Consider the following 23439-nt stretch of genomic DNA (forward strand, 5'->3'; position numbering starts at 1 on the left):
GGGTAGCATTCGCCTGGCAAGGGTGGCCGGCGGTTCCGGCGATGGCCCTTGATACACCACAAATCGGGACGCGATCCTCAAGCCGTCATAAAGGGGTCCATCGAGCGAAAAAGCGTTGCACAACTCGTTCTTTTGACCACGAACTCGGGTTTGCTCGTCCCGGCGCGTCTCCTTCCCGAGAAACCTGTCGCGCGCGGCAAGTATTTGTCGCCTCCGCGCCGCGCAATTCACGCTATAGTGAACGGGAAAAACCAGCTTGTCACTGCGCGCGGCGCAAGCCCCACAGCCGGTCGCCTTATGCGCCTCAGCTCATGCGCCGCTTGAGCGCCGGCGCCGGCGTGCGCTCGCTACGCGGTGCACGAGCAAGGCAACGTCGGCGGTTCGTCGCCGAGAGGACACGCGAGTCACGAGCGCCTTCGCCGCTTCGACGCCAGGAAAGGACTTCCATGTACGAACAACGCATAAAAACGGTTCGCCGCCTGCTCGGCGAGATGGGTCTCACCCAGATGATCGTGAGCGACCCGCGCTCCATCCAATATCTCACCGGCGCTTACGTGGAGCCGGGCGAGCGTTTCCTGGCACTCGTGATCACCGAGGGGAAGGCGCCCGTCCTCTTCCTGAATCGCCTGTTCACAGCTCCGAAATCGCTTCCTTGCGAAGTGTTTTCCTTCGACGACGTGGACAATCCGCTGCCCGAAGTGGCGAAGCTCTTGCACACAGATGCGCCATGCGGCGTCGACAAGAACCTTGCCGCCCGCTTCCTCGTGCCGCTGATGGAGGCGCATGCGGCGAAGTCCTTCACCTTGGGATCGCCTGCCGTCGACGAGGCGCGAGCTATCAAAAGCGTCGAGGAACAGGCACTCATGCGCGCTGCGTCGGCGACAAACGACCAGGCCATGGCGCGCTTTTGCGAGCTTGTCCACGAGGGGGCAACCGAGCGGGAAATCGCTGAGAAGCTCGAGGGCATCTATCGCGAGCTGGGTGCTTCGGGGCATTCCTTCTCCCCCATCGTGAGCTTTGGCGCAAACGCTGCCGACCCGCACCATATGCCCGATGACACGAAGCTGAAAGCCGGCGACGTCGTGCTCTTCGACGTGGGGTGCCGTCAGGACGAGTACTGCTCGGACATGACGCGCACCTTCTTCTGGGGCGAGCCGACGACCAAGCAACGCGAAGTGTACGAGCTGGTGCGCCGCGCGAACGAGGCGGGGCGCGCGGCTGTGCACCCCGGTGCGCGCTTCTGCGACATCGACAAGGCGGCGCGCGACGTCATCGCCGAAGCCGGCTACGGCGAGTATTTCACCCATCGCTTGGGTCACCAAATCGGCCTCGACGAGCACGAGCCGGGCGACGTGTCCTCCGTTCATGACGAGAAGGTCGAGGTCGGGATGTGTTTTTCCATCGAGCCGGGAATCTATCTGCCAGGCGAGTTCGGCGTGCGCATCGAGGACCTGGTGTGCGTGACCGAAGGCGGCTGCGAGGTTCTCAACAGCTACCCCCGCGAGCTCACGGTGCTGGGAAAGAAGTAGGGGGTAAGGTTCTCCTGCGCGACGACGCCCGCCTTACTGCGCGAGGTCGACTCCTTCTGCATGAGGTCAGCCTCCTTTTGCTACACGAGGCCACCCTCTTATGTATGAAATTCGAGGGTGTCGTGGACAATTATCGTCGATATGTGAGTCGAAAGAAGCGCGACAGGAGGGATTTAGCCTGCCAGCCTTGCGTTTCCCCAGGTCAGGTTTTCTGGAGAGGAGTTATCTTAAAGAAACTCCTCACATATCGCGGCATTTTGTCCACGACGACGCCATTTCAGCGAGAAACCTCCTGAAGGGAGCTCTATGAGACAGAGGAAAAACACGGACCCCGATGCAGGCGCCATTCCTCGAACCGCGCAGACGAAGGGAGACTCTACTTCCCCGCCGCCTTTTCGGCCGCCTCCACAACGTGCGCCATGGTAACGCTCGTCGTGACGGTGCCAATGCCACCGGGAACAGGGGTGATGGCGTCGACGATGGGCTTAACCTCGTCGAAGTTCACATCGCCGCACAGCGTTCCATGCGAATCGAAGTTGATACCCACATCGAGCACCGTCTGCCCCGCGCGGAAGTATTCCTTCCCAAACGCCCGAGCGCGACCAACAGCGCAGATGACGATGTCGGCCATCTGACACAGCTCGGCCAGGTTCTCAGTACGCGAATGGCAGATGGTGACGCTCGCGTTGCGACGCAGGAGCATCATCGAGACAGGCTTGCCCACCACAAGGCTGCGTCCGATGACCACAACATGCTTTCCCACCAGGGGAATCTTGTAGAAATCGAGAATCTCGATGCACGCTTGCGCCGTGCACGGGGGGAAACCGTCGCTCGAATCGGTGAACACGGACGCGAGGGACCCAAGCGAGATGCCGTCGATGTCCTTGCCGGGCGCAAGCATGTTGCACAGCGCCTTCTCGTCGAGAAAGCTCGGGAGGGGACGAAACATCAGGCAGCCGTGCACCGTCTTGTCGTAGTTGATGGATTGCAGCGTCGCCTGCACGGCAGCTTGCGGCGCCAAGTCGTCCAAGACGTAAGGCTTAGTGGAAAGCCCCAGGCTGGCGGCGCGTTTCTTCGCCGTACGCTCATAGGACAAGTCGTCGGGCCGCTCCCCCATGCGCACGAGGGCAAGCGTGGGCTCAACGCCGCACGATTTGAGCGCCTCGATACGATCACGCAGGTCGACCGCCATATGGTCGACGACCGGTTTTCCTTTAAGCAGCGTTGCCATAATCCACCTTCACCCTTAAGGGCCCTTACTTTACGAAACTTCCTTGACAACGAAATCGAACAGCTCATCGCAGCGCCCGCGCGTTGTCTTTGCAAGGGATAATGCCTCCTCGCGGACGAGGCACGCCTTGTCGGCATCGTCCATCGAAGCCGCATTGATGAACACGTTCAGGCTTGCGCCATCGACCGCGGCGCGCGCGAACGCAGCAGAAACCCCCGCGTCCGACCTGGCCATTCGGCTTCCGAAATGCGCCAGGTAGTCCGCATGGTCAACCACGTGCGCCGCCGTGCGCATGATTTCGAGTGGCACCTCGGTCGCCCCGACAAGCGCTTGTTGGATCGCCGACTGCTTCGCCGCAAGTTCTTCCGGCGTCCCTTTCGGCATGCGATAGGCCGCCGCAAGCGGTTCGAAAGCGCGCGCGTCCTCGTCGATAAGCTCGACCAAGCGGGCGCGAAGTCCCTCGAGCTCTTCGAGATGGCTCTTGACCTCGCCCTCGACCTCGGCATACGTCTTCTTCCCCACGGTGAGGTTGCCCACCATGGACGCAAGCGCCGCGGCAAGTGCGCCAGCATAGGCCGACGCCCCACCCCCGCCGGGAACAGGCGCTGCGGACGCGAGCTCATCTATGAAACGGGTGTCTACCATAAATGTCTCTTCCTCGTTTTCGGGCCGCGAATGATTAGGATACTTAGTACGGTAACCAACCATTGTTTCAACCGTGCAACGATTACCGCAAGCGCTCGCGCGTTGCCACGCGAGCGCAGGATTGACGATAAGCGGGCAGCTTCCTAGAAAAGCCCCGTGATCTTTCCGGTCTCATCGACGTCGATTTTGAAAGCGGCAGGCGATTTGCCCAGGCCAGGCATGGTCATGATGTTGCCCGTAAGAGCGACCACGAACCCGGCACCGGCGCTCACCTTGACATCGCGCACGGTGATATGGAACCCGCGCGGCGCGCCGAGCTTGGTCTGGTTGTCGCTGAAGCTGTACTGGGTCTTCGCCATGCACACGGGCATGTCGCCGAAACCGAGCTTCTCGAGCTTGGCAAGTTCCTTGGCTGCCTTAGCCTCGAACTCCACGCCGTCGGCACGGTAGATGCGCTTGGCGATGGCCTCGATCTTCTCGCGCAGGCCCAGGTCGTCACCATAGGCGAACTCGAACGTATCGGCGCTGCGACCAGCCTCGTCGCCCTCGTTGCACAGGCGCACGACCTCATCGGCCAGCGCCAGGCCGCCCTCGCCGCCCTTGGCCCACACCTCGGAGAGCGCAACGTTCACACCCAGCTCGCGGCACTTGTCCTCGACAAGCTTCAGCTCGGCCTCGGTGTCGGAGGGGAAACGGTTGATGGCCACCACGCACGGCAGCTTGTACACCTTCGTAATGTTCTCCACATGCTGCAGCAGGTTGGGAAGACCCGCCTCCAGCGCCTCGAGATTCTCCTCGTTAAGCGCGTCTTTCGCCACACCGCCGTGGTTCTTGAGCGCGCGCACCGTCGCCACGACCACCACCGCATCGGGCTTAAGCCCCGTCAGGCGGCACTTGATGTCGAGGAACTTCTCCGCACCCAGATCAGCACCGAAGCCGGCCTCGGTGATGGCGTAGTCACCGAGCGCCAGGGCCATTCGCGTCGCCATGATGGAGTTGCATCCGTGCGCGATGTTGGCGAAGGGGCCGCCGTGGACGAACGCGGGCGTGCCCTCGAGCGTCTGCACGAGGTTCGGCTTGAGCGCGTCTTTGAGCAGCGCGGCCATCGCGCCCTCGGCGTGCAGGTCATGAGCGGTGACGGGCTGGTCGTCGTAGGTGTAGCCCACCACGATGCGACCGAGGCGCTCCTTCAGGTCAGTGATGCTCGTTGCCAGGCAGAACACGGCCATGACCTCGGACGCCACGGTGATATCGAAGCCGTCCTCGCGCGGCACGCCATTCGCTTTGCCGCCCAAGCCGTCAACGATATTGCGCAGCTGTCGGTCATTCATGTCGACGACGCGCTTCCAGGTGATCTTCCGCACATCGATACCGAGCTGGTTGCCGTTATGGATATGCGCATCGAGCATAGCCGCAAGCAGGTTGTTCGCAGCGCCGATGGCGTGGAAGTCGCCGGTGAAGTGAAGGTTGATATCTTCCATGGGAACGACCTGGGCGTATCCGCCGCCAGCCGCGCCGCCCTTGATGCCGAACACGGGCCCCAAGCTCGGTTCGCGCAGCGCCACGACGGGATTCTTGCCGCGCTTCGCGAGCGCGTCGGCCAACCCGACCGTCGTCGTGGTCTTGCCCTCACCTGCCGGCGTAGGGTTGATCGCCGTCACGAGCACAAGCTTGCCCGGAGTATGCGAATTCTCGCGCAGAAGGTTGTAGTCCACCTTCGCCTTGTACTTGCCATACATCTCGAGATACTTGTCGTCGATGCCCGCCTTCTCGGCGATTGCGTCGATGCGCTGCGGCTGTGCTGCTTGCGCGATTTCGATATCACTTTGCATGTCGACCCTTTCCGTCAGAAGCTAATTTCCCGTCTTAGCACACTCAGCATACACAAGGCGCAGCCCGACAAGCGTCAGGTCGGGCTGGACGGCGGTGATGGTACGCGAGTGCTCGGCGATGAGGGGCGCAAGCCCGCCCGTCGCGACGATAGGAGCCTCATAGCCAAGCTCCTCGATCACGCGGCGCACGAGCCCGTCGGCGCGATCGGCTTCCCCGTAGACAATGCCCACCTGCAAAGCCTCTTCCGTGTTGCGCCCGATGGCGTGATGAGGGTCGGCCAAGTCGATTGCTGCCAAGCGCGTGGCATGGGAAAACAACGCCGACGCACCCGTTTGCACGCCGGGCGCGATGATGCCACCCAGGAATCGGCCCTGCTTATCGACCACCTCGATATTGGTTGCCGTGCCGAAATCGACCACGACGACAGGCGCGCCGAACAGCTCGCGCGCGGCAACGGCGTCGGCCACGCGGTCCGAGCCGATTTCTTGAGGCCTGGGGTAGTCCGCGTCGAAAAGCGAGCCTGCCGTTTTCGCAGAGCACACGATAGTCTCGACGCCCGCCAGGTCCTTAACCGCACGCGTCCATGCCCCGGTGAGCTGGGGAACGACCGACGCAAGCGCCGCACCCGTAATGTCGCTTGCCTGGAGATTCTCAGAATGGAGCAGCGGCAGGAGCTTCACGCGCAGCTCGTCGGAAGTGTGGTCGCGGTTGGTGGCAACGCGCCACATGCGCTCGAGGCTTTCCCCCTCGTAGACGCCGATAGCCGTCTGGGTGTTCCCCACATCGATGACAAGTAACATGATTTTGACAGTCTCCCTTCGCCGCGCGCGGCAAACTCGAATTGTCTATAGTGTTAGCTGGCATGATACTACCAAGAAAAGGCGCTCGCCGACGCCGCAAACGCCGCACAGGCGCAAACGGCGACGATCGCAAGTGCCCGCAAAGAGGAACGAGGAGGAAAGGCCATGCCCGATGCGCCCGCTCGCATTCTCGTAGTTGACGACGAACCTTCCATCACGGAATTCGTCGGCTACGCGCTGCGTAAAGAAGGATTCTCCGTCGATGTGGTCGACAACGGCGAGGACGCCCTTTCCCGCGCGATGAAAAACGCCTACGACCTGTTCGTTCTCGACATCATGTTGCCGGGAATCGACGGCTACGAGCTTTGCCGCCGCCTGCGCGCTCATACTTCGTCGCCCGTGCTGTTCCTCTCCGCGCGCGACACCGAGCTCGACAAGGTCGTGGGACTCGAAATCGGCGGCGACGACTATCTCTCCAAGCCCTTCGGCGTGCGCGAGCTGATTGCGCGTGTTCGTGCCCTTCTGCGGCGCAGCCAGGGCGACGACTTCGCGAAGAACACGAGCGTCATCTCGGCAGGAGGCATCACCCTAAACGAGGACGCCCACACCGCGACCGGCGACGCAGGCGATATCGATTTGACCCCGCGCGAATTCGAGCTGCTCGCCGCGCTGATGAAAAGCGCCGGGAAGGTCGTCTCCCGCGAGGATTTGCTGCGCGACGCGTGGGGCTGGGAATACCTCACGGAGACGAAAACGGTCGACACGCACATCAAGCGCCTGCGTGATAAGATTTCGAGCGCCGGGTACGATTCCGGCCTCGTGGAAACGGTTCGCGGCTACGGATATAGGTTCAAGAAATAAAGCAACTGCAGACATATTTCGCACTTCTGGCAACGCTGTTCGCCATCCTTTCGGCGGCCTTCGCGATCGCGGTCTCGCACTTCGTGTTCGGGCTTCGGCCCCTGGCGTTCTTCCTTCTGGTGCCCGTCGCCGTTTTCACATTCGCCTTCAGCCTGCTCATCGGGCATTTTCTTGCTGAACCGCTTGCGCGCTTGGCGGCGCGCCTTCGCGATTTCCGCACCGGCGATCCCGCGCCGGCGACCATCACCATCGATGGGCGCATCGAGGAAGTCGACCGACTCACGCTGGGCGTGAACAGGCTTTCGGAGACTATCCGCACGCAGCAGGAAAGCCTCGCCTCGCGCGAAAGCCGCGAGAGCACGTTCGTGAGCGACGTGGCGCACGAGCTGCGCACCCCGCTCACCGCGATTCGGGGCAACGCCGAGATGCTGTCCGACCCTGATTTGCCACCGTCTTTGCGCGAGAAGTTCACGGGCATCATTGTAGAAGAGAGCCGGCGCCTGTCGAACCTGGTGAACGACCTGCTTGCGCTGCAGCGCCTGGAAAACGGCAACATCGCGACCGAGTTCTCGCGCGTCGATTTGGGGCAGGTGGCACGCGAGGTGGTGGATTCGCTCTCGCCGCTTCTGCGCGAGCGACAAGCAAACTGCCAGGTCATAGGGGAAGCCCCCGACGTGCTCGGCAACCGCGATCGCCTGAAGCAAGTGGTGTTCAATCTGGTGGAGAATTCAAGCCGCTTCATCGAACCGGGCGGGCATATCACCGTCGAGCTCATGGGCGCACGGGGCAACTCCGTGCTCTCCGTGCGCGACGATGGTTGCGGCCTGGGTGACGTCGACCCGAAGCTTTTGTTCGATCGGTTCTATCGAGGCGACCCATCGCGCAACCGCGGCACCGGAGGCACGGGACTCGGCCTCGCCATCGTGAAGTCGGTCGTCGATGCGCACGACGGCACCGTCGAGGCGTTCAACCTCCCTGACGGAGGCGCCTGCTTCCTCGTGGCCATTCCCTCGATCATACAGGGCAGCGAGGCTCACTAGGCAGAATGACATTGAAAACGTAGTAGGGCGCTGCTAGAATAACCAGTGAGGACGCCCCAGCCGACTGGGCAGCGTTTTCAATAGTGTTAAGCCGGGCTACTTTGCAAGGGTTTCCCGGCTTCTTTTATTTCTAAACGCAGTTCGCCTTCACTCCTTCCTCACGAGCAGAAGCCCGATTATCCCGATGACAACCAATAGCATGTTGCATGCGGCGTTGATGGAATTTGCGTCCATGGCCAGACCTCCTAAGCGGCAGGTACTGCCCAGCGGCGAAGCGCCCCTCGCCCCGCATTGTATCAAAGGGCGACATGCCGCGAGAAGGCCTCAGGCAATGAGTGCCCTCGCGTCTCTGAAAGCTCCTGAACGCTATTTCGAAGTCTGCATCATAGGGCCCCGCATCGTGGGATACGCTATACCTCGTAAAGCACAGCGCCGCTGGTGAGGCCGCCGCCAAAGGCCACGAGAATCACCTTGTCGCCCTTCTGAATGCGCCCCGACTCGTATGCATCGGAAAGCGCCATCGGAACGCAGGCCGAAGAGGCGTTGCCGCGCTCGCCGATGGAAACCTGGAAGCGATCGAGCGAAAGCCCGCAGCGCTTGGCCGCGTATTTGATGATGCGCTCGTTTGCCTGATGGGGCACGATGAGCTTCATGTCGTCGATGTCCACGCCGGCGCGCTTGCACACCTCGTCAATGGCGCCGCCCATAGCGCTCGCTGCGAACTTGAAGATGGTCTGCCCGTGCATGAAGAGGGACTGACGCGGACGGCCGGCAGCGACGGCCTCGGCCACGCCAAGCTCCTCGTCGATGCGCGCATTGCCCGGATCGCCCGCAGCGGCAGCCTCCTTCGAGACGCCGTTCGCGTCGAAGGGCTGAGGAGAATCGAACGCGGAAGGGCAGGTGAGCGCGTTGGCGTCGTCGTCATCGTTCTTGATGAAGGTTGCCATTACACCTGTACGGTTCTCGTCCCACTCAACCACGGCAGCGCCGCCGCCATCGCCGAAAAGCACGCAAGTTGCGCGATCTTCCCAGTTGGTGATGCGGGTCAGGCGCTCGGAGCCGACCACAAGCGCACGACGAACCTTGTTGCGACGGTCGGCGCCCGCAGCGCCCGGCACGCTGGCCGCCATCATTGATTCCGCCATGCTCATCGCGTAAATGAACCCCGTGCATGCGGCGTTCACATCGAACGCGACGGCATTCACAAGCCCTAGGCGGCGACGCAGAAGCGCAGCACAGGAAGGAACCTGCACGTCAGGCGTGCAAGTGGAATACACCACAAGGTCGATGGACTCAGGGTCGATAGGGGCCTCACAATAACCGCCTTCGACAAGGCCCATCGCCTGGCGCGCGGCAGCTTCGGCCAGATCGACGTTCGTCTCCTCAACAGCGATGCGGCGGGACTTGATGCCCGTGCGCGTGGTGATCCACTCGTCGCTCGTGTCGACAAGTTGGGTAAGGTCGTCGTTCGAGACGGCAAGCGCGGGAAGAGATTTCCCGCAACCGATGATTGCGCAGCCCACTAGTCACTCCCTCATAGAAAGCGCAGGCGAAAATCGCCTGCGCATGATGGTTGCTTGTTTCCAAGCGATTATAGCACGCACCCCAAATGTGCGCGAAATGGGTATTTAGCGAACCGCGGCCTTCACAGCGCGAGCACACGCGACGGCGGCGAGAATCTTCAGCACGTCGACCACCACGAAGGGCGCCACGCCGGCAAGGAATGCCGCTTCAGGCGAAATCCCCATGACGAGCATGAGCTGCAGCCAGCCGCAGAAGTACGCAATCGCGGTGAACACGAGGCCCGCGACAATTTCGGCACCCGCATTCTTCAGGAACGAGACGAAGCCGCGCTGCTTGGAGGCGTCGGTCTTCTCGGATGTCCCCATGCGGCGACGCAGCACGTAGAGCAGTCCCACGGCAGCAGCAACGCCGAAGATGTAGCCCCACAAAAAGCCGCCGGTCGGGCCCATGAGCTTGGCGATTCCGCCGCTCATGCCGGAAAAGACCGGCAGGCCGATCGCACCGAGCGCAAGGTACAGCACGATTGCCGCGATGCATTCCTTCGGGGAGAGCACCACGATAGCGAAAGTGATGGCGAACATCTGCAACGTGAAGGGAACCGGGCCGAGCGGGACGGTAACCCATGCCGACACGGCCATGATGGCAACAGCCAGACCGACAAACGCGATCGAGCGGGTGCGCGACGCCGCGGCGGCGCCTTTTTTGACTTGTTCCACTTTCTGTACCTCTTTCGGGTCAGACGACAATAACGTTGAAACTCTAGCAGTTGACTTCGAATTCCATGGTTTGAACGCGGAATTCCACAAGAAAGCTAGCTCACGCGCAGGCTTGCCGCCCCAGAGCCTTGACGCCCCACGGTGCCGAACAACTCGCGGGACTAGGAACGAGCCCGCACGATCACGCAGGCTCGCAGCCCTCGGGACGCACGCGCAAGCCGCCTAGTACTTCGAGGCGATCTTCCCGCTCTCGACACCCTTCAAGCGGCGCATTTCGATCGCAATGAAGACACCGACCGTGAAGATGGCGAGGAAGTCCGCCACCGGCGTCGCGATATAGAGGGCGTCCAAGCCCGTGAACTGCGAGAACCAACTAGGCAACACCTCGGGCAGCCAGAACATGAGCGGCAAGAGGAACAGCACCTGGCGCGTGAGCGAGAGAATTGTCGACTTCATCGGCTGGCCGGTTGCCTGGAAGTAGTTCGAGCCCACAATCTGGAAGCCCACGAACGGAAGCATGAGCAGCTGGATCTTCAGAGCGAAGATGGTGAACTCGGCAAGCGACGCGTTCGTGATGCCGAACAGGCCCACAATCTGGTTCGGGAACAGGTGCACGAGCGCCCACATGATGACGGCGAGCGAGGTCGCGAACGCTACGCCCAGCCACAGCGTCTTGCGCACGCGAGCGATGTTCTTCGCGCCATAGTTGAAGCCGAGCAGCGGCTGGATAGCAATCGAGACGCCAACAAGCGGCATTACCGTGAACATGGCGATACGCTGCACAACGCCAATAGAGGCAAGTGCGCCCTCGGCACCGATAGCGCTCGCGCTTCCGTATTTCACCAGCAGGAAGTTCACGGCGAAGTTCACAACCGCAGCACCCGCTTGCACAGCGAAGCTCGCAAGGCCGAGCGAGAGAATGGAGCGGATGATCTTCGCGTGGGGACGCATGCAGTGCAGATGAAGCTTGAGCGGCGCATCCTTCGTGAAAATGAAGAACCACAACACCGAGATGCACGACGCAGCCTGTCCGATCAACGTGGCGTAAGCGGAACCGGCAACGCCCCAGCCAAGCTTCAGGACAAGGATGTAATTGAAGATGGTGCACACCACCGCGCCGATGACCATGGTCAGAAGCGCGCGGTTGGGGGCGCCGGCCGTGCGGATGAAGTTGTTCACGCCCATGCCGATGATCTGCAGAACGTAGCCGAAGCTTAGGATTTGGATGAACGTCGCAGCATACGGACGCACCTCGTCAGTCGCGCTCGAGAAGGTAAGGAACGCGTCGAGCAGCGGTGGGTATGCCGCGATGGCGGCGATGATGACCCAGAGCACAATGCCGAGCGTCACGGTGTTGCCAAGGCTAACCTCAGCATCCGCCTTGCGCCCTTCGCCCAAACGCAGTGCGGCAAGCGCGTTGCCGCCGTTACCGACAAGCATCGCGAGCGCCATGAACACGATCATGAGCGGAGCCGCGACCGTTGCCGCCGACAGGCCGATCTCCCCCATGGCCTGCCCGAGGAAGATGGAGTCGATCAGGTTGTACGCCGCGTTCACCAGCATGCCCAGAATTGCCGGGATGGCGAACTCGGTGATGAGTCGGGGAAGGGACGCCGTGCCCATGCGGGCCACGCGATCATCGCCCTGCGACTTGCGCGCGGGGGCCTTCGAGGAAGAGGGGGTGCTCGCCGAGGTTTCGGGAGCTGATGTTAAGGATTGGTCACTTTGTTCTTCTTGTGCCGTCATATGCATACCTCATGCTTCAATCGCCTCATTTGCCATTTTTTCGGAAACAAACAATTGTATGCATATTTGCGCCTATGAGAGAGAACCTATCACGCCTATCGAGCGAATGCGACGGCAAACGGAAGGATAAGTTGGAAGGCGGGGATTCCGAAACGGGGCACACAAAATGAAGGGTGCGCCATGGGCCGCACAACGCAGCGTGCGCCATGGTGCTCGGGCTCGTTAAAGCAGGTGCACCTCACCCGACTCGACGGCTTTCGTCTCGCCGTCCTCCAGCCGAAGGAGTAGCCGTCCCGACGCATCGACACCACAGACGACTCCCGCGCAGACAACCCCGCCCATCTGGTTGGCCATCTGAACGAATCGGCCCTCGAGCATCGAACATTCGGCAAACTCACACGAAAGCGCCTCGAAGCCATCTTCGCACCAGCGGCGATACAAGGGCTCGAACTCGCGCAGGATCGCGTCGCCCACGGCATTGATCGCGGCTTCGTGCTCGCAGGTGAATCCAAAGCCGAGGTCGGCCAGATACGCCGGCGCGTTCTTCCCGCCGACTTCCATCGCGTCCACAGGCGGCTCGACGTTCACGCCGATTCCCACGCATATCCCACCCGCGTGGACCTCCGAGGAGATGCCGGCGAGCTTGGAATAGAGGCTCTTGATGCTTGGGGCGTTCGTCTGCGGAACCGTGCGCGCGGGGAGCTCCGTGCTCAGACAGTCCTGCTTTGGAAAACAGCCCACTGGGCTGTTTTCGTCGTGCGGAACTGCGCGCGAAACTCCCCGCGCGCACGGTTCCGCTGCTTTGTCTGAGCACGGCGTATGCCCGGCAACCTCAGGAGCGGTGCCGAAAGCCGAATAATCGACCCCGAAGTCCCCTCCCACCAGCACGACGTCGTTTGGCCACTTGATGCGGATGCGACGCGCTTGCTCGGGCACAACGAGGCTCGCCAGAGCGCGGCGCACCGCAATCGCGACAACGAGCGCCAACGTGGGAAGCTCGCGCATGTCCACCTCGGGGCGCAAAAGGATTGACTCGTACATTCCGCCGCGCGGGCTCTTCCAGGCGCGACCCTGCCGCCCATAACCGCCGGTTTGGCAATATGCTCTGATGGCAAGTCCTTCTGGTTCGCCGTCTTCAATTGCGCGCTTAATCACCTCGTTGGTGGAATCCACCGATTCAAGCACCTGCAAGCGAAACACCTTGTCGAATCCTTCCTCCAAGACACCTTCTCCACGCATTATGACCGAAAGTGACGAGCAGCGCACCTTGCTCGCGTATAATGACACCCATGGAAAACCGCAGCGACATCCTTTACGAACTTTTGAACATGGGCGAAGCCATGTTGCTGGCAGGCGCCGAAGTAAGTCGCGTGGAAAGCACGCTCTCCGACGTCGGGCGCGCCTATGGGGCCTGCGCTATGAACGTCTTCGCCATCACGGCAACGCTGGTGGTCACGATGGATTTCCCCGATGGCGAGCGGCTCACGCAAACGCGGCGCATCGTCGCGCCGGGGCCCACAGACTATCGCATCGTCGCCGCCTTCCACAAACTTGGGAAGCAATGCTGCAGGAAGACCCCGAGCGTCGAAGAGCTTGCCAAGTCCATTAAGCGCTGCACCGAGCAGCCCCCCGATCGTGTGACGTTCTACCTGGGAAGCATCTTCGCCGCGTCGGGCTTTACGGTGTTCTTCGGCGGCACGGCGATCGATGCGATTTTCGCCGCGGTGTTTGCCGTGCTCATCTGCCTTTTGCAGGAGAAACTTGCGCCGCGCTGCCCCAACATGCTCATGTTCAACCTGCTGTGCTCGTTTATCGCTGGCGTGGGAACCTGCGCGACCGTTGCGTTCGTCGAGGCCGTTGCGGCTGGGATTCTCGGCGTGGACATCAGCAGCACGAACGCGCTTCAGGGTGCAAACCCGCTCATTCACCTGGACAAGATCCTCATCGGGGAAGTCATGCTGCTCATCCCCGGCATTTTCATGACGAACGCCATCCACGACATGCTCGTCGGCGACACCGTTGCCGGCACCATGCGCTTTGTAGAGACGATTCTGTGGGCGGTAGCGCTGGCAGGCGGCTTCATGACCGCCATTTTCCTGTTCGATGCGAGTCACAACGTTGGCCCTGGTCTTGAGCTTACTTGGATAGGCGTCATTGTTCAGCTCGGGGCGGCACTCTTCGGGGCCGCGGGCTTCGCGATGATCTTCCATCTTCCCCGCAAGTATCTCGCTGCCGCATCGATCGGCGGCATCCTCAGCTGGGCAATCTACCTGGCCGTCGGATGCACGGCGAGCAGCGTGTTCTTCCCCGCCCTCGTCGCGAGCGCATTCTCCGCGCTGTATTCCGAAGCGCTCGCCCAGTGGCGCGACATTCCCTCGCTCTTGTTCGTGATTCCGTCGGTCGTGCCGCTCATTCCCGGCGCTCCGCTGTATTACACGATGAGCTTCGCCGTGGCCGCCGACTGGACGCAAGTAGCAGCCTACGCGATGAGGACGGGCCAATTCGCCCTGGGAATCGCCATCGGCATGTGCGTGACCTGGCTGTTCGCAAGCCTCTTGAAGCCGCGAACGCGGTAGGGGCAACTTGGCGGGAGGCGCCTGCGAGAATGGTGCCCCTTACCGCCTGAGCGCTTCTTTCGGGTCGACGTTGCGCAGCAAGTCGGGATTCTCGAAAAGCGAGGTGCATATCAGCTCTTCGCGCGACAACTTGTTCTCCGCAAAGCCCAGCGCGTTTTCATAGAATGCGACTAAAAAGCTGTCATCAGGCGTAATGCCTGCGGCAACGTTACGATACATCGCCCGCACGAGAGCATCGCGGAAGAAACGCGCATGATTTCCAAAGGGCTCATTAGCCACATTAAAGCCCAGGTAATTCAAGTAAAGCTCCGAGAAAACCGCCACGGTTCGCGTATTTCCTTCAGCAAAGGGGTGAATCTGCCAGAGGAAAGCGACGAAATGGCAGAAACTTTTGAGCTCATCGCCGGAAAAGGTCGTGTACGCCTTCGCCACCTCACTTGCGAAAGCACCGCGCAGCGACATATCGTATGCCGCTGGATCGGCATAGAGCACGCTATCGCCGTTGAGAATCTCTTCCTGCTTCACCATGCGCTCGGTTTTGAATTGCCCAGGACGATAGACGCTTGAATCAAGGTCCTGGAAAAGATATCGGTGAATCTCGGGGAGAATCTCAGGCGCGAGGGAAAACAGACCTCGCTCGAGCAGCTCCGCAATGCGCTGACTCACAAGATCGGCTTCCGCGCTGGCCTCATCCAGACTGTTCGCGTGGTGAGCCCGCACAAGCTCGCCAGTTTCGGCAAGCGTCCTCTCTCCCTTGGTATACGACGCTGCAGCTTCACGAAGATAGCGGGAGACCGTGAGACCATCGACGTCTTGCAGGCCGATGGCGACCGCCCAATAATGCCTGCGCGAGGACTCGGAGACGTGCTCGGAGGCTTTCTTGTATTCGAAGTTGTCCAGGCTATCGGCGGTCATGGTCCCCCCTTTGGAAGTGATGGGCTCGAGGCGGACGGCACCTATAGCTTCACGGCGCGGCCGACACGTTGCTCTTCGCGAACGCTCGCGACGGGCGTGCCATCAGCGAGAATGTGGTTGGGGGAAATCTCGAGCAAAGGCTTCACCACGAAGTCGCGCTCGCAGATGCGCGGATGCGGCAGCGTGAGCACGTCGTTGTCCACCACATAGAGCTGGTAGTCCAAGATGTCGACATCGCAAGTGCGCGGTCCATTCTCGATTTCGCGCACGCGACCCAGGCTGTTCTCGATTGCGTGCAGATATTCCAGCAGCTCCTTAGGCGCCACGCCCGTGCGCATGAGCACGACAGCGTTCACGAACGGCTCCTGATCGAGATAGTAGGCAGGCTCGCTCTCGTAGTAGCTTGAAACATCGACGATTTGCGAGTCGGGAATCATGCACAGCTGGCCAATCGCATGCTCGATCTGGGCGATCTTGCCCTCGCGCTCCTCGCCCGGCTCCGCCACGAGCGCCACGTTGCAGCCCAGGCCCAGGTAGCAATAGGGGCGCAAGTCCTTCAGCGCCTTCACGGTTTCTTCCACGTTGTGGGCACGCACCACGCCCGCGCCCAGCTCGCACGCCATGAGCGCCTCGGCCGCAGATGCGCGATCGCGGTCGTGAGGATCCTCGATTCCGTAAGCCTTGCCAATGTAGCTCTTGCGCGAAACCGCGACCATCGAAGGGTAGCCCAGACGCGCAATCTCGTGGAAGTTGCGCATGAGTTCCATGGTTTGCGAGGCGGTCTTGCCGAACCCAGGGCCGGGGTCCAGGCAAACGCGATCGTGCGCAATGCCCGCCGCTTCCAGTTCTGCCGCACGTTTTGCCAGGTAATCGCGCACTTCTACCACAACGTCATCGTAGACGGGGTCATCCTGCATAGTACGCGGCTCGCCCTTCATGTGCATGACGACGAGGCCCGCATCACAAGCGCGCGCAACCTCCACCATCGCCAGATCGCGAAAGCCCGACACATCGTTAATGATGGCGGCACCCGCTTCCACGCAGGCACGTGCGACCTCGGCGTGGCGCGTATCGATGCTCACGCAGATGCCCGCCTGGGCGAGCTCGCGCACAATATCGACGGTACGCGAAAGCTCTTCTGCGACCGACACCTCAGCGGAACCGGGACGCGTGGACTCGCCGCCCACGTCGATGATCTTCGCACCCGCATCGATCATGCTCTTCGCGTGAGCGATCGCCGCGTCGTGAGTATTGTGTTCTCCCCCGTCGGAGAACGAATCGGGCGTGACATTCAAGATGCCCATCACAATGGGCATCTTGACGTCGAAGCTATACGAGGCACATTGCCAATTCACGTATGCGCTCCTTAACGTTTGCTATCCTTATCGTCTTTGCCATGGTCACCGTGATCACTATGGGCAATATCGCGGAACCCAGCCTCAAGGTCGCTCAAGATCCCATGAGGCGTGAACGCGTCGGTGTGCTTGGCCTCCACGTTGGTCGGCGCACCGTCGGGGCCGTCCACATCGTTGCCACCCATCGCGTTGCCGTTCCAATTCGGGTCGGCAAGCTTGGCGTCACGCTCGCGGGCCTCGGCCTCTTCGCGGTCCTTCTTCGCGATGATCTCATCCTCGTGCTCGAGGTACTCGCTCCAACGGTTGTCGAGAAGCGCCTGGCAGGCAGCACCATCAACCGTCTCGCGCTCCAGAAGCACGCTCGCCATGAGGTCCATCTGATCGCGATGCGAGCTCAAGATCTCGTAAGCGCGGTCGTGCGCTTCCTTCATGATGCGTGCGACCTCGTCGTCGATGCGGCGCGCCGTCTCCTCGGAGTAATCCTGCGTGTTGCCGTAGTCGCGACCGAGGAACACCTCGTGGTTGGGCTGGCCGAACACCTGCGTGCCGAGCGCTGCGGACATGCCGTACTGCGTCACCATCGCGCGCGCCATCTTCGTCGCACGCTCGAGGTCGTTGCTCGCACCCGTGGTCACGTCGTCGCAGAAGATTTCCTCCGCCACACGGCCGCCCATGAAGACCGCCAGCTCATCGAGCATCTCGCCCACGGTGTTCAGCACCTTGTCCTCCTTGGGGATGGACAGGGTGTAGCCGAGCGCGCGACCGCGGGAGATGATCGAAATCTTGTGTACCGGGTCGGCATGCGGAAGCAGATGACCCACGAGGGCATGGCCGCTCTCATGGTAGGCGATGGTGTGCTTGGTAACCTCGTCCATCACGCGGCCCTTGCGCTCGGGACCGGCGATGACGCGCTCCATCGACTCGTTCACTTCGCGCATCGTGATGATCTTCTTGCCGCGGCGCGCGGTCAGAAGCGCACTCTCGTTCATGAGGTTCATCAGGTCAGCGCCCGTGAAACCAGGTGTGAGCTGGGCGATTCTCTTCAGATCGACGTCGGAGCCGATCGGCTTGTCCTTCGCATGGACCTGCAGGATGCGCTCGCGGCCGCGCACGTCGGGAGCGTCGACCACGATCTGGCGGTCGAAGCGGCCGGGACGCAGAAGCGCCGGGTCCAAGATGTCGGCGCGGTTGGTCGCCGCGATCAGGATGACGGACTCGTTCGACTCGAAGCCGTCCATCTCGACGAGCAGCTGGTTGAGCGTCTGCTCGCGCTCGTCATGACCGCCGCCCAAACCAGCGCCGCGCTGGCGACCGACAGCGTCGATCTCGTCGATGAAGATAATGGAAGGCGCCGCGTCCTTCGCCTGCTGGAACAAGTCGCGCACGCGGGAGGCGCCCACGCCGACGAACATCTCGACGAAGTCGGAACCGGAAATGCTGAAGAAGGGCACACCGGCCTCGCCCGCAACGGCGCGCGCGAGCAGCGTCTTGCCCGTGCCCGGAGGGCCGACAAGCAGGCAGCCGCGCGGCACTTTCGCGCCCATGGACTGGTACTTCGCGGGGTTCGACAGGAAGTCCTTGATTTCCTGCATCTCCTCGACGGCCTCATCGACGCCGGCGACGTCGGAGAACTTCACGTCGGGGCGCTCCTCGGCGTTTTTCTTCGTCTTCGCCTTGCCAAAGCTCATCTGCGAGTTGTTCGCCTTCTGCATCTGATTGAAGAAGAAGAACAGAAGCGCGCCGATAAGCAGAATGGGAAGCAGGGTGCTCAGGATGCCGAGCCATTCAGAAGGAAGCGTGACCTGGTAGGACACTTCCGGATGGTCCTTCAAGAGCGCGGCGAGCGCGTCTTGACCCACAAAGGTCGAGGTGTAGCCGCGCTCGGAGCCGAGCACAGACGACTCGATGGAAGTCGTGCCCACACCTGCGGGAACGCCGCCTGCGGGAGTCTTCTTCGTGGCCATGCGGGCGTTCATCGCATCGAACGCCTTGTTGAACGCGTCGGCGGCATTCGAGCCTGCGGTGATCGCCGGGTAATACGTGCCCGTGACCTTGTAGTCGCCCGCGGAGTACACGACCTTCGTCACGCGATCCTGCTCGACTGCCTGGGTGAATTCCGACGTGATGAGGGAATCGGTGGGCGTCGAGCTCGCGTTCGACATGACCATGAACTGCTGGCCGACGAAAAACGCCACGACGAGGAACAGTATGACCGAGATGATGGTCACCCGAGGGTTCGGTTGCTGAGGGGACGATGGTTTCTTCTGTTGCGTCATGTAGAGTGAGCCTTTTCTGTTGCGTTTATCGCGAAACGGCGCCTTTTGCGGCGCCGCCTCGATGCTATTCGTAAACTTCCGGTTTAAGCACGCCGATGTAGGGTAGGTTGCGGTATCGCTCCGCGTAGTCGAGGCCGTAGCCTACGATGAACTGGTCGGGGCATTCGAAGCCGACATACGCGCAATCGACGTCCGCCTGCACCTTCGTCTTCTTGCGAAGGAGCGTGGCCACGGTAAGCGATGCGGGGTTGCGCGAGGCCAAGTTCTTCAGCAGGTACGTCAACGTGAGGCCGGAGTCGAGGATGTCCTCGGCGATGACCACGTGACGCCCCTCGATGTGCGAGGAGAGGTCCTTCAGGATGCGCACGACGCCCGAGCTCTTCACGCCGTTGCCGTACGATGAGATGGCCATGTAGTCCATTTCGCAGGGAATCTTGATCTCGCGGGCAAGGTCGGCCATGAAGATGGCGGCACCGCGCAGCACCGAGATGAGGATAATCCCGTCGTCGCCGGCTTTTTCCCTGAAGTCTTCCGTGATGGCAGCGCCGATTTCGGCGACACGGTCGTGAATCTGCTCTTCAGTGAACAGAATCTCGCTAACGTCCTTATGCACGTGCAGTCCTTTGATTCGATGCGGCAGGCGCGCCCGCCCTCTCTTCTTTAACCCGATAAGTGTAACGCAACGTCAGGCCGCAAAAGCGACGATACGGTAACGACACACAACTAAACCAGGTCGGGGAACTCCTTCACGAGCCGCTCGACGGGAAGGCCGATCACCGTGCTCTTGTAGCCGTCGATGTGCTTGACGAGCTTGGCGCCCTCGCCCTGCACCGCGTAGGCGCCCGCTTTGTCGAAGGACTCGCCGCACGCCAGGTACTCGCGGATGCGCTCGTCGGTGAGCTCGTGGAACGTAACGCGCGAGGTATCGCAGAAGGTGCGGAAGCCGAGCGAGATGTTGCCCGAGTCGTCGTCGGCCGCAAGCGCCGGGTCGACGGCCTCGGCGGACACCATCCACACCGACACCGCCGTGATCACCTCGTGGGTCGCGCCCGACAAGCGGCGCAGCATGTGCGTGGCGTCGGAGGCGCTTTTCGGCTTGCCGAAGATGTCGCCGTCTTTCACGACCATTGTGTCCGAGCCGATCACGATGAGCATGCCTTCGAAGGTAGGGTCTGCCAGGATTTCCTGCACGACCGCACCCGCCTTGCGCTCGGCGAGCTTCTTGCAAGCCTCGGGCGGATTGGAAAGAAGGTCGGGTTCGAGCGACTCGTCGACTTCCGAGGCATGCACGGTGAAGGTGACGCCCGCCTGCTCGAGCAGCTCCCGACGGCGGGGGCTCGCCGAGGCAAGCACGACGCGGAAGGGCTTTTCGGTGGGTTGCCCCTGGTTATTAGCGTTGTCGCTATTGGCGTTGTCGCTCATCTATTTCTTCCTCCTTGCGCGAAAGGCGCTCATGGGCTCCACCAGCACGCCGCGCTTGTTCGCGCTCACGGCCAGGTCGCCCTGGATATTCGTCACATAGCCGCTTTTCGGGCGCCCCTCTTCGAACGCGTCGAGCACGCCCGCCACGGCTGCCGTCTCCACCCGAGCATCGGCGCCGAGCACGCGCTGGAGCGCTCCGGTGATGGCGCGGCGGGCAACAGGGGTTGCCACCTGCCCGAACGACGGAGACAGTTTGAAGCCCTCCTGCCAATCGGGGTCGTACCCAGACGCCTCGCAGACCCAGGTGAGGTGCTTTTCCGCCGCTTCGCGGGCGAGGCCTTCCATGAAGTCGTCCTCGTCAGCGATGAGGTCCATCGTGCGGCCGAGCGTCTCTGCCAGCTGCGGGTTGCGTTCCTTCGCGCGCGGCACGATCTCGTGGCGGACGAAGGCGCGGAAGCGATCGGTGTGGGCGTTGGTGGCGTCCTCGCGCCAGAGGTTCCCCTGCGCATCGCATACGCACACCTCACCGGATTGCTCACGTTTGCGCAAGTAATCGCGCAGGTCTTCGCGTCCGACATCGAGCAGCGGGCGCGCGATGGGCCCGTTCTCGTAGCGCATTGCGCGAAAGCCGCCGGGGCCCGTGCCCACGATCGAGCGCATGTAGAAGCTCTCAATGCGGTCGTCGGCGGTGTGCGCCGTGAAGATGCGCCCACTGGAAAGCGGCGCGCCCGCATGGCGGCACAGGCTCTCGAGCGCCTCGTTCGCCGCGAGATAGCGCTCGCTGCGTGCGACCGCCTCCACGTTTCCGCCCGTGCGAGCAACTTCTCCCGCCACGTCAATATCGCACATGAACAGGGGAATCGCCAATGCGTCTGCCAGCTGGGAAACGAAGACGGCATCGGCGTCGGCATCTTCGCCGCGCAGATGATGGTTCACGTGAAGCATCGCGAGCATCCCGAGATCGCCCGCCTGCGCAAGCTCGCTGGCGGCGTAAGCAAGCGCAGTGGAGTCCGAGCCGCCCGACACCATGAGAAGTACCGGGGTCTCAGCGTCCGCCATCCCGTGCGCCGCGATGGCCGCCCGCATGCGCTCGATCACGTCCATAGCTATTCGACCTCCTCATCGATTGCGGCATCGGCAGGGTCGGCGGCGGGAGCCTCCCCGGTGGGAACTTCCTCAGCGGAGGTCTCGTCGGCGGCGCCCCCGTCGCAATTCTTCACGTCGACCTCTTCCCCGCCTTCTTTGCCCCAGCGATCGGGCGAAAGAGAATCTGCAGGCTCGAGCGCCACGATGCACTCGATGTGGTCGGTGTGCGGGAACATGTCGACCGGCTGGACCGCCACGACCGCATAGCCAAGCGAGTCGAGAAATTCCACGTCGCGCGCTTGCGTCTCGGGGTTGCAGGAGATGTAGACAATCCGCTCCGGAGCGAGTGCCGCTGCGGCACGAAGGAATTCCTCCGTCGAGCCCGCGCGCGGCGGGTCCATGAGCACGACAAGCCCGCCCGCCCGGGCGCCTTCTTCCGTCGATTCCGCGCCGAGCACGCCCTCCTTCGCGAGTTCGCACATGAAGTCAGTAGCGTCGGCGGCGACGAACTCCGCATTCTCAACGCCGTTGTGGCGGGCATTCGTCCGCGCATCGCGAACGGCCGACTCCACCGAGTCGACGCCGATCACGCGCGCCGCGCCCGACTTCGCCGCCACAAGGCCGATCGTTCCCGTGCCGCAGTATGCGTCGATTGCGACCTGGGTGCCATCGAAGTCCGCAAGCTCCATGGCGGTACGGTAGAGCACCTCCGTCTGCGTCGCGTTCACCTGGTAAAACGACTTGGACGATATGCGGAAGGACAGCCCGCACAGCTCGTCGAGGATAAACCCGGGGCCGTAGAGCACGCGCTCCTTGTCGCCTAAGATGACGTTCGTCTGGCGCTCGTTCACGTTCTGCACGACCGTGGTCACCGCAGGACAGAGGCGGATGAGCTCGCGGCAGAACGACTTTGACGAGGGGAAATCATCGCTGTTCGTGACAAGCGTGACGAGCACCTCGCCTGAGGTGTGCCCGATGCGCACCACGACATGGCGCATGAAACCCGTGCCCGTGTCCTCGCGATAAGGAGCAACGTCGTGCTTGCGCATGATGTCGCGCACCGCGAGCACGACCTTCTTCGCCGTTTCGTTCTCGATCAGGCATTTGTCCGTGGGGACCAGCTCGTGCGACCCCGCGACGTACATGCCGGTGAGAATCTCGTAGCGGGCCTGGGGACGCTTCCCCTTGCCGCCCTTCGCGCTGCGGGCATCCGCCGCCTTGCGATCGCGGGGGTCAGTCGCCTTGCGATCCTGTCCGCGCGGAGGCAACTTCTTACCTGGCGCGAAGGGGGAAATCACCTTGTTGCGATAATGGTAAGGGTCCTTCATTCCCTTGATGAGGGATATCGCCCCATCAGGCGCAAGCGGCGCGAACAGACGCTCGATGCGCAACTGCTTGTCGATGAGCTGCTTGGTGTAGGGGACGCACAGGTTCTTGCACCCGCCGCAGCGAGCGTCGACCAGGCAGGGCGAGTCGCTCGCCCCTGCGCGCCGAGCCGTGGCGCACAACGACGCCGCACGAGCATCCGTGCGCACCTTCGAGTGCTGCCGCTGGGAGCCCTTCGAAGCCGCGCCCCCGCGATCCTTCGAGTCCGCCTGGTTACGCAGCCCCGAGTCATCCCTCGAGCGTCCGCCCGGCTTCCCCGTGCTTGCTTGCGCGCGAGGGCACCCCGCGTTCTTCGAGCCCGCACCCGACTTCACACGCGTATTCGATTTTGCTTTTTTCTTCGCGTCTTCTTGACGCCGTTTCTCATGATTAGCCATGTCACTCATTGTGTCACAAGAACGCCGCGACGACGCCCTTCTCTCAGAAAACCCGCGCACACGGAAAGCGGATGGAAGAAAGCCCCCAAGCAATGCCCCCAAGTAACGCCTTTGCTACAAG

Annotated in this window: 19 protein-coding genes; 4 read left to right on the top strand and 15 right to left on the bottom strand. The window is 62.0% G+C overall.

Going from position 1 to position 23439, the window contains the following annotated elements; genetic code table 11:
- Positions 1 to 446 precede the first annotated feature (446 nt).
- Positions 447 to 1529: a Xaa-Pro peptidase family protein gene (locus Q0G85_RS07190; RefSeq protein ID WP_297156155.1), complete on the top strand. Its 1083-nt coding sequence runs from the start codon at positions 447 to 449 to the stop codon at positions 1527 to 1529.
- A gap of 376 nt (positions 1530 to 1905) precedes the next feature.
- Here Q0G85_RS07190 and Q0G85_RS07195 read toward each other — a convergent pair whose 3' ends face one another.
- The 4 genes from Q0G85_RS07195 to Q0G85_RS07210 form a co-directional block, all read right to left on the bottom strand.
- Positions 1906 to 2760, bottom strand: coding sequence for a bifunctional 5,10-methylenetetrahydrofolate dehydrogenase/5,10-methenyltetrahydrofolate cyclohydrolase (locus Q0G85_RS07195; RefSeq protein ID WP_297156157.1), 855 nt, complete (start codon positions 2758 to 2760; stop codon positions 1906 to 1908).
- Positions 2761 to 2790: 30 nt separating this feature from the next.
- Positions 2791 to 3405, bottom strand: a complete 615-nt coding sequence (locus Q0G85_RS07200; RefSeq protein WP_297156159.1) for a cyclodeaminase/cyclohydrolase family protein — start codon at positions 3403 to 3405, stop codon at positions 2791 to 2793.
- A 143-nt stretch (positions 3406 to 3548) separates the two neighbouring features.
- Positions 3549 to 5237, bottom strand: coding sequence for a formate--tetrahydrofolate ligase (locus tag Q0G85_RS07205; protein ID WP_297156161.1), 1689 nt, complete (start codon positions 5235 to 5237; stop codon positions 3549 to 3551).
- 21 nt (positions 5238 to 5258) lie between these two features.
- Positions 5259 to 6038, bottom strand: coding sequence for a type III pantothenate kinase (locus Q0G85_RS07210; protein ID WP_297156163.1), 780 nt, complete (start codon positions 6036 to 6038; stop codon positions 5259 to 5261).
- A 165-nt stretch (positions 6039 to 6203) separates the two neighbouring features.
- On the opposite strand from Q0G85_RS07210, the gene Q0G85_RS07215 reads away from it, so the two are divergent.
- Both Q0G85_RS07215 and Q0G85_RS07220 read left to right on the top strand, forming a co-directional pair.
- A complete protein-coding gene (locus tag Q0G85_RS07215) occupies positions 6204 to 6899 on the top strand; it encodes a response regulator transcription factor (protein WP_297156165.1) in 696 nt (231 codons plus the stop codon).
- An 83-nt stretch (positions 6900 to 6982) separates the two neighbouring features.
- Positions 6983 to 7939 (top strand): cell wall metabolism sensor histidine kinase WalK, encoded by a 957-nt coding sequence (locus tag Q0G85_RS07220; RefSeq protein WP_297156167.1) that lies wholly within the window; start codon positions 6983 to 6985, stop codon positions 7937 to 7939.
- Positions 7940 to 8349: 410 nt separating this feature from the next.
- Here Q0G85_RS07220 and Q0G85_RS07225 read toward each other — a convergent pair whose 3' ends face one another.
- The 4 genes from Q0G85_RS07225 to Q0G85_RS07240 form a co-directional block, all read right to left on the bottom strand.
- Positions 8350 to 9462, bottom strand: coding sequence for a 3-oxoacyl-ACP synthase III family protein (locus Q0G85_RS07225; RefSeq protein ID WP_297156169.1), 1113 nt, complete (start codon positions 9460 to 9462; stop codon positions 8350 to 8352).
- Positions 9463 to 9567: 105 nt separating this feature from the next.
- Positions 9568 to 10179, bottom strand: coding sequence for a biotin transporter BioY (locus Q0G85_RS07230; RefSeq protein ID WP_297156171.1), 612 nt, complete (start codon positions 10177 to 10179; stop codon positions 9568 to 9570).
- A gap of 222 nt (positions 10180 to 10401) precedes the next feature.
- Positions 10402 to 11925, bottom strand: coding sequence for an MATE family efflux transporter (locus tag Q0G85_RS07235; RefSeq protein WP_367116877.1), 1524 nt, complete (start codon positions 11923 to 11925; stop codon positions 10402 to 10404).
- A 222-nt stretch (positions 11926 to 12147) separates the two neighbouring features.
- On the bottom strand, positions 12148 to 13164 hold the full coding sequence (locus Q0G85_RS07240; RefSeq protein WP_297156173.1) for a biotin--[acetyl-CoA-carboxylase] ligase: 1017 nt from the start codon (positions 13162 to 13164) through the stop codon (positions 12148 to 12150).
- Between the two features lie 50 nt (positions 13165 to 13214).
- Between Q0G85_RS07240 and Q0G85_RS07245 the strand changes: the two genes are divergently transcribed.
- Positions 13215 to 14501, top strand: coding sequence for a threonine/serine exporter ThrE family protein (locus Q0G85_RS07245; protein ID WP_297156175.1), 1287 nt, complete (start codon positions 13215 to 13217; stop codon positions 14499 to 14501).
- A 39-nt stretch (positions 14502 to 14540) separates the two neighbouring features.
- On the opposite strand, the gene Q0G85_RS07250 is transcribed toward Q0G85_RS07245, so the two are convergent.
- The 7 genes from Q0G85_RS07250 to rlmD form a co-directional block, all read right to left on the bottom strand.
- Positions 14541 to 15416 carry a Fic family protein gene (locus tag Q0G85_RS07250; RefSeq protein WP_297156177.1) on the bottom strand — a complete coding sequence of 292 codons (876 nt, stop codon included), beginning with the start codon at positions 15414 to 15416 and terminating at the stop codon, positions 14541 to 14543.
- A gap of 41 nt (positions 15417 to 15457) precedes the next feature.
- Entirely contained in the window at positions 15458 to 16771 is a 1314-nt protein-coding gene (gene folP, locus Q0G85_RS07255) for a dihydropteroate synthase (protein ID WP_297156179.1), read from the bottom strand.
- Positions 16772 to 16782: 11 nt separating this feature from the next.
- On the bottom strand, positions 16783 to 19047 hold the full coding sequence (gene ftsH, locus Q0G85_RS07260; protein WP_297156180.1) for an ATP-dependent zinc metalloprotease FtsH: 2265 nt from the start codon (positions 19045 to 19047) through the stop codon (positions 16783 to 16785).
- A gap of 64 nt (positions 19048 to 19111) precedes the next feature.
- Positions 19112 to 19660, bottom strand: coding sequence for a hypoxanthine phosphoribosyltransferase (gene hpt / locus Q0G85_RS07265; RefSeq protein WP_158050031.1), 549 nt, complete (start codon positions 19658 to 19660; stop codon positions 19112 to 19114).
- A gap of 110 nt (positions 19661 to 19770) precedes the next feature.
- Positions 19771 to 20469: a nucleoside triphosphate pyrophosphatase gene (locus Q0G85_RS07270; protein ID WP_297156183.1), complete on the bottom strand. Its 699-nt coding sequence runs from the start codon at positions 20467 to 20469 to the stop codon at positions 19771 to 19773.
- A complete protein-coding gene (gene tilS, locus Q0G85_RS07275) occupies positions 20470 to 21573 on the bottom strand; it encodes a tRNA lysidine(34) synthetase TilS (RefSeq protein ID WP_297156185.1) in 1104 nt (367 codons plus the stop codon).
- A gap of 2 nt (positions 21574 to 21575) precedes the next feature.
- Positions 21576 to 23327: a 23S rRNA (uracil(1939)-C(5))-methyltransferase RlmD gene (rlmD, locus tag Q0G85_RS07280; protein WP_297156187.1), complete on the bottom strand. Its 1752-nt coding sequence runs from the start codon at positions 23325 to 23327 to the stop codon at positions 21576 to 21578.
- Between the last annotated feature and the right edge of the window lie 112 nt (positions 23328 to 23439).

Origin of the sequence: uncultured Ellagibacter sp., assembly GCF_934617235.1 — a bacterium.
In the GTDB taxonomy this organism is placed as follows: domain Bacteria; phylum Actinomycetota; class Coriobacteriia; order Coriobacteriales; family Eggerthellaceae; genus Ellagibacter.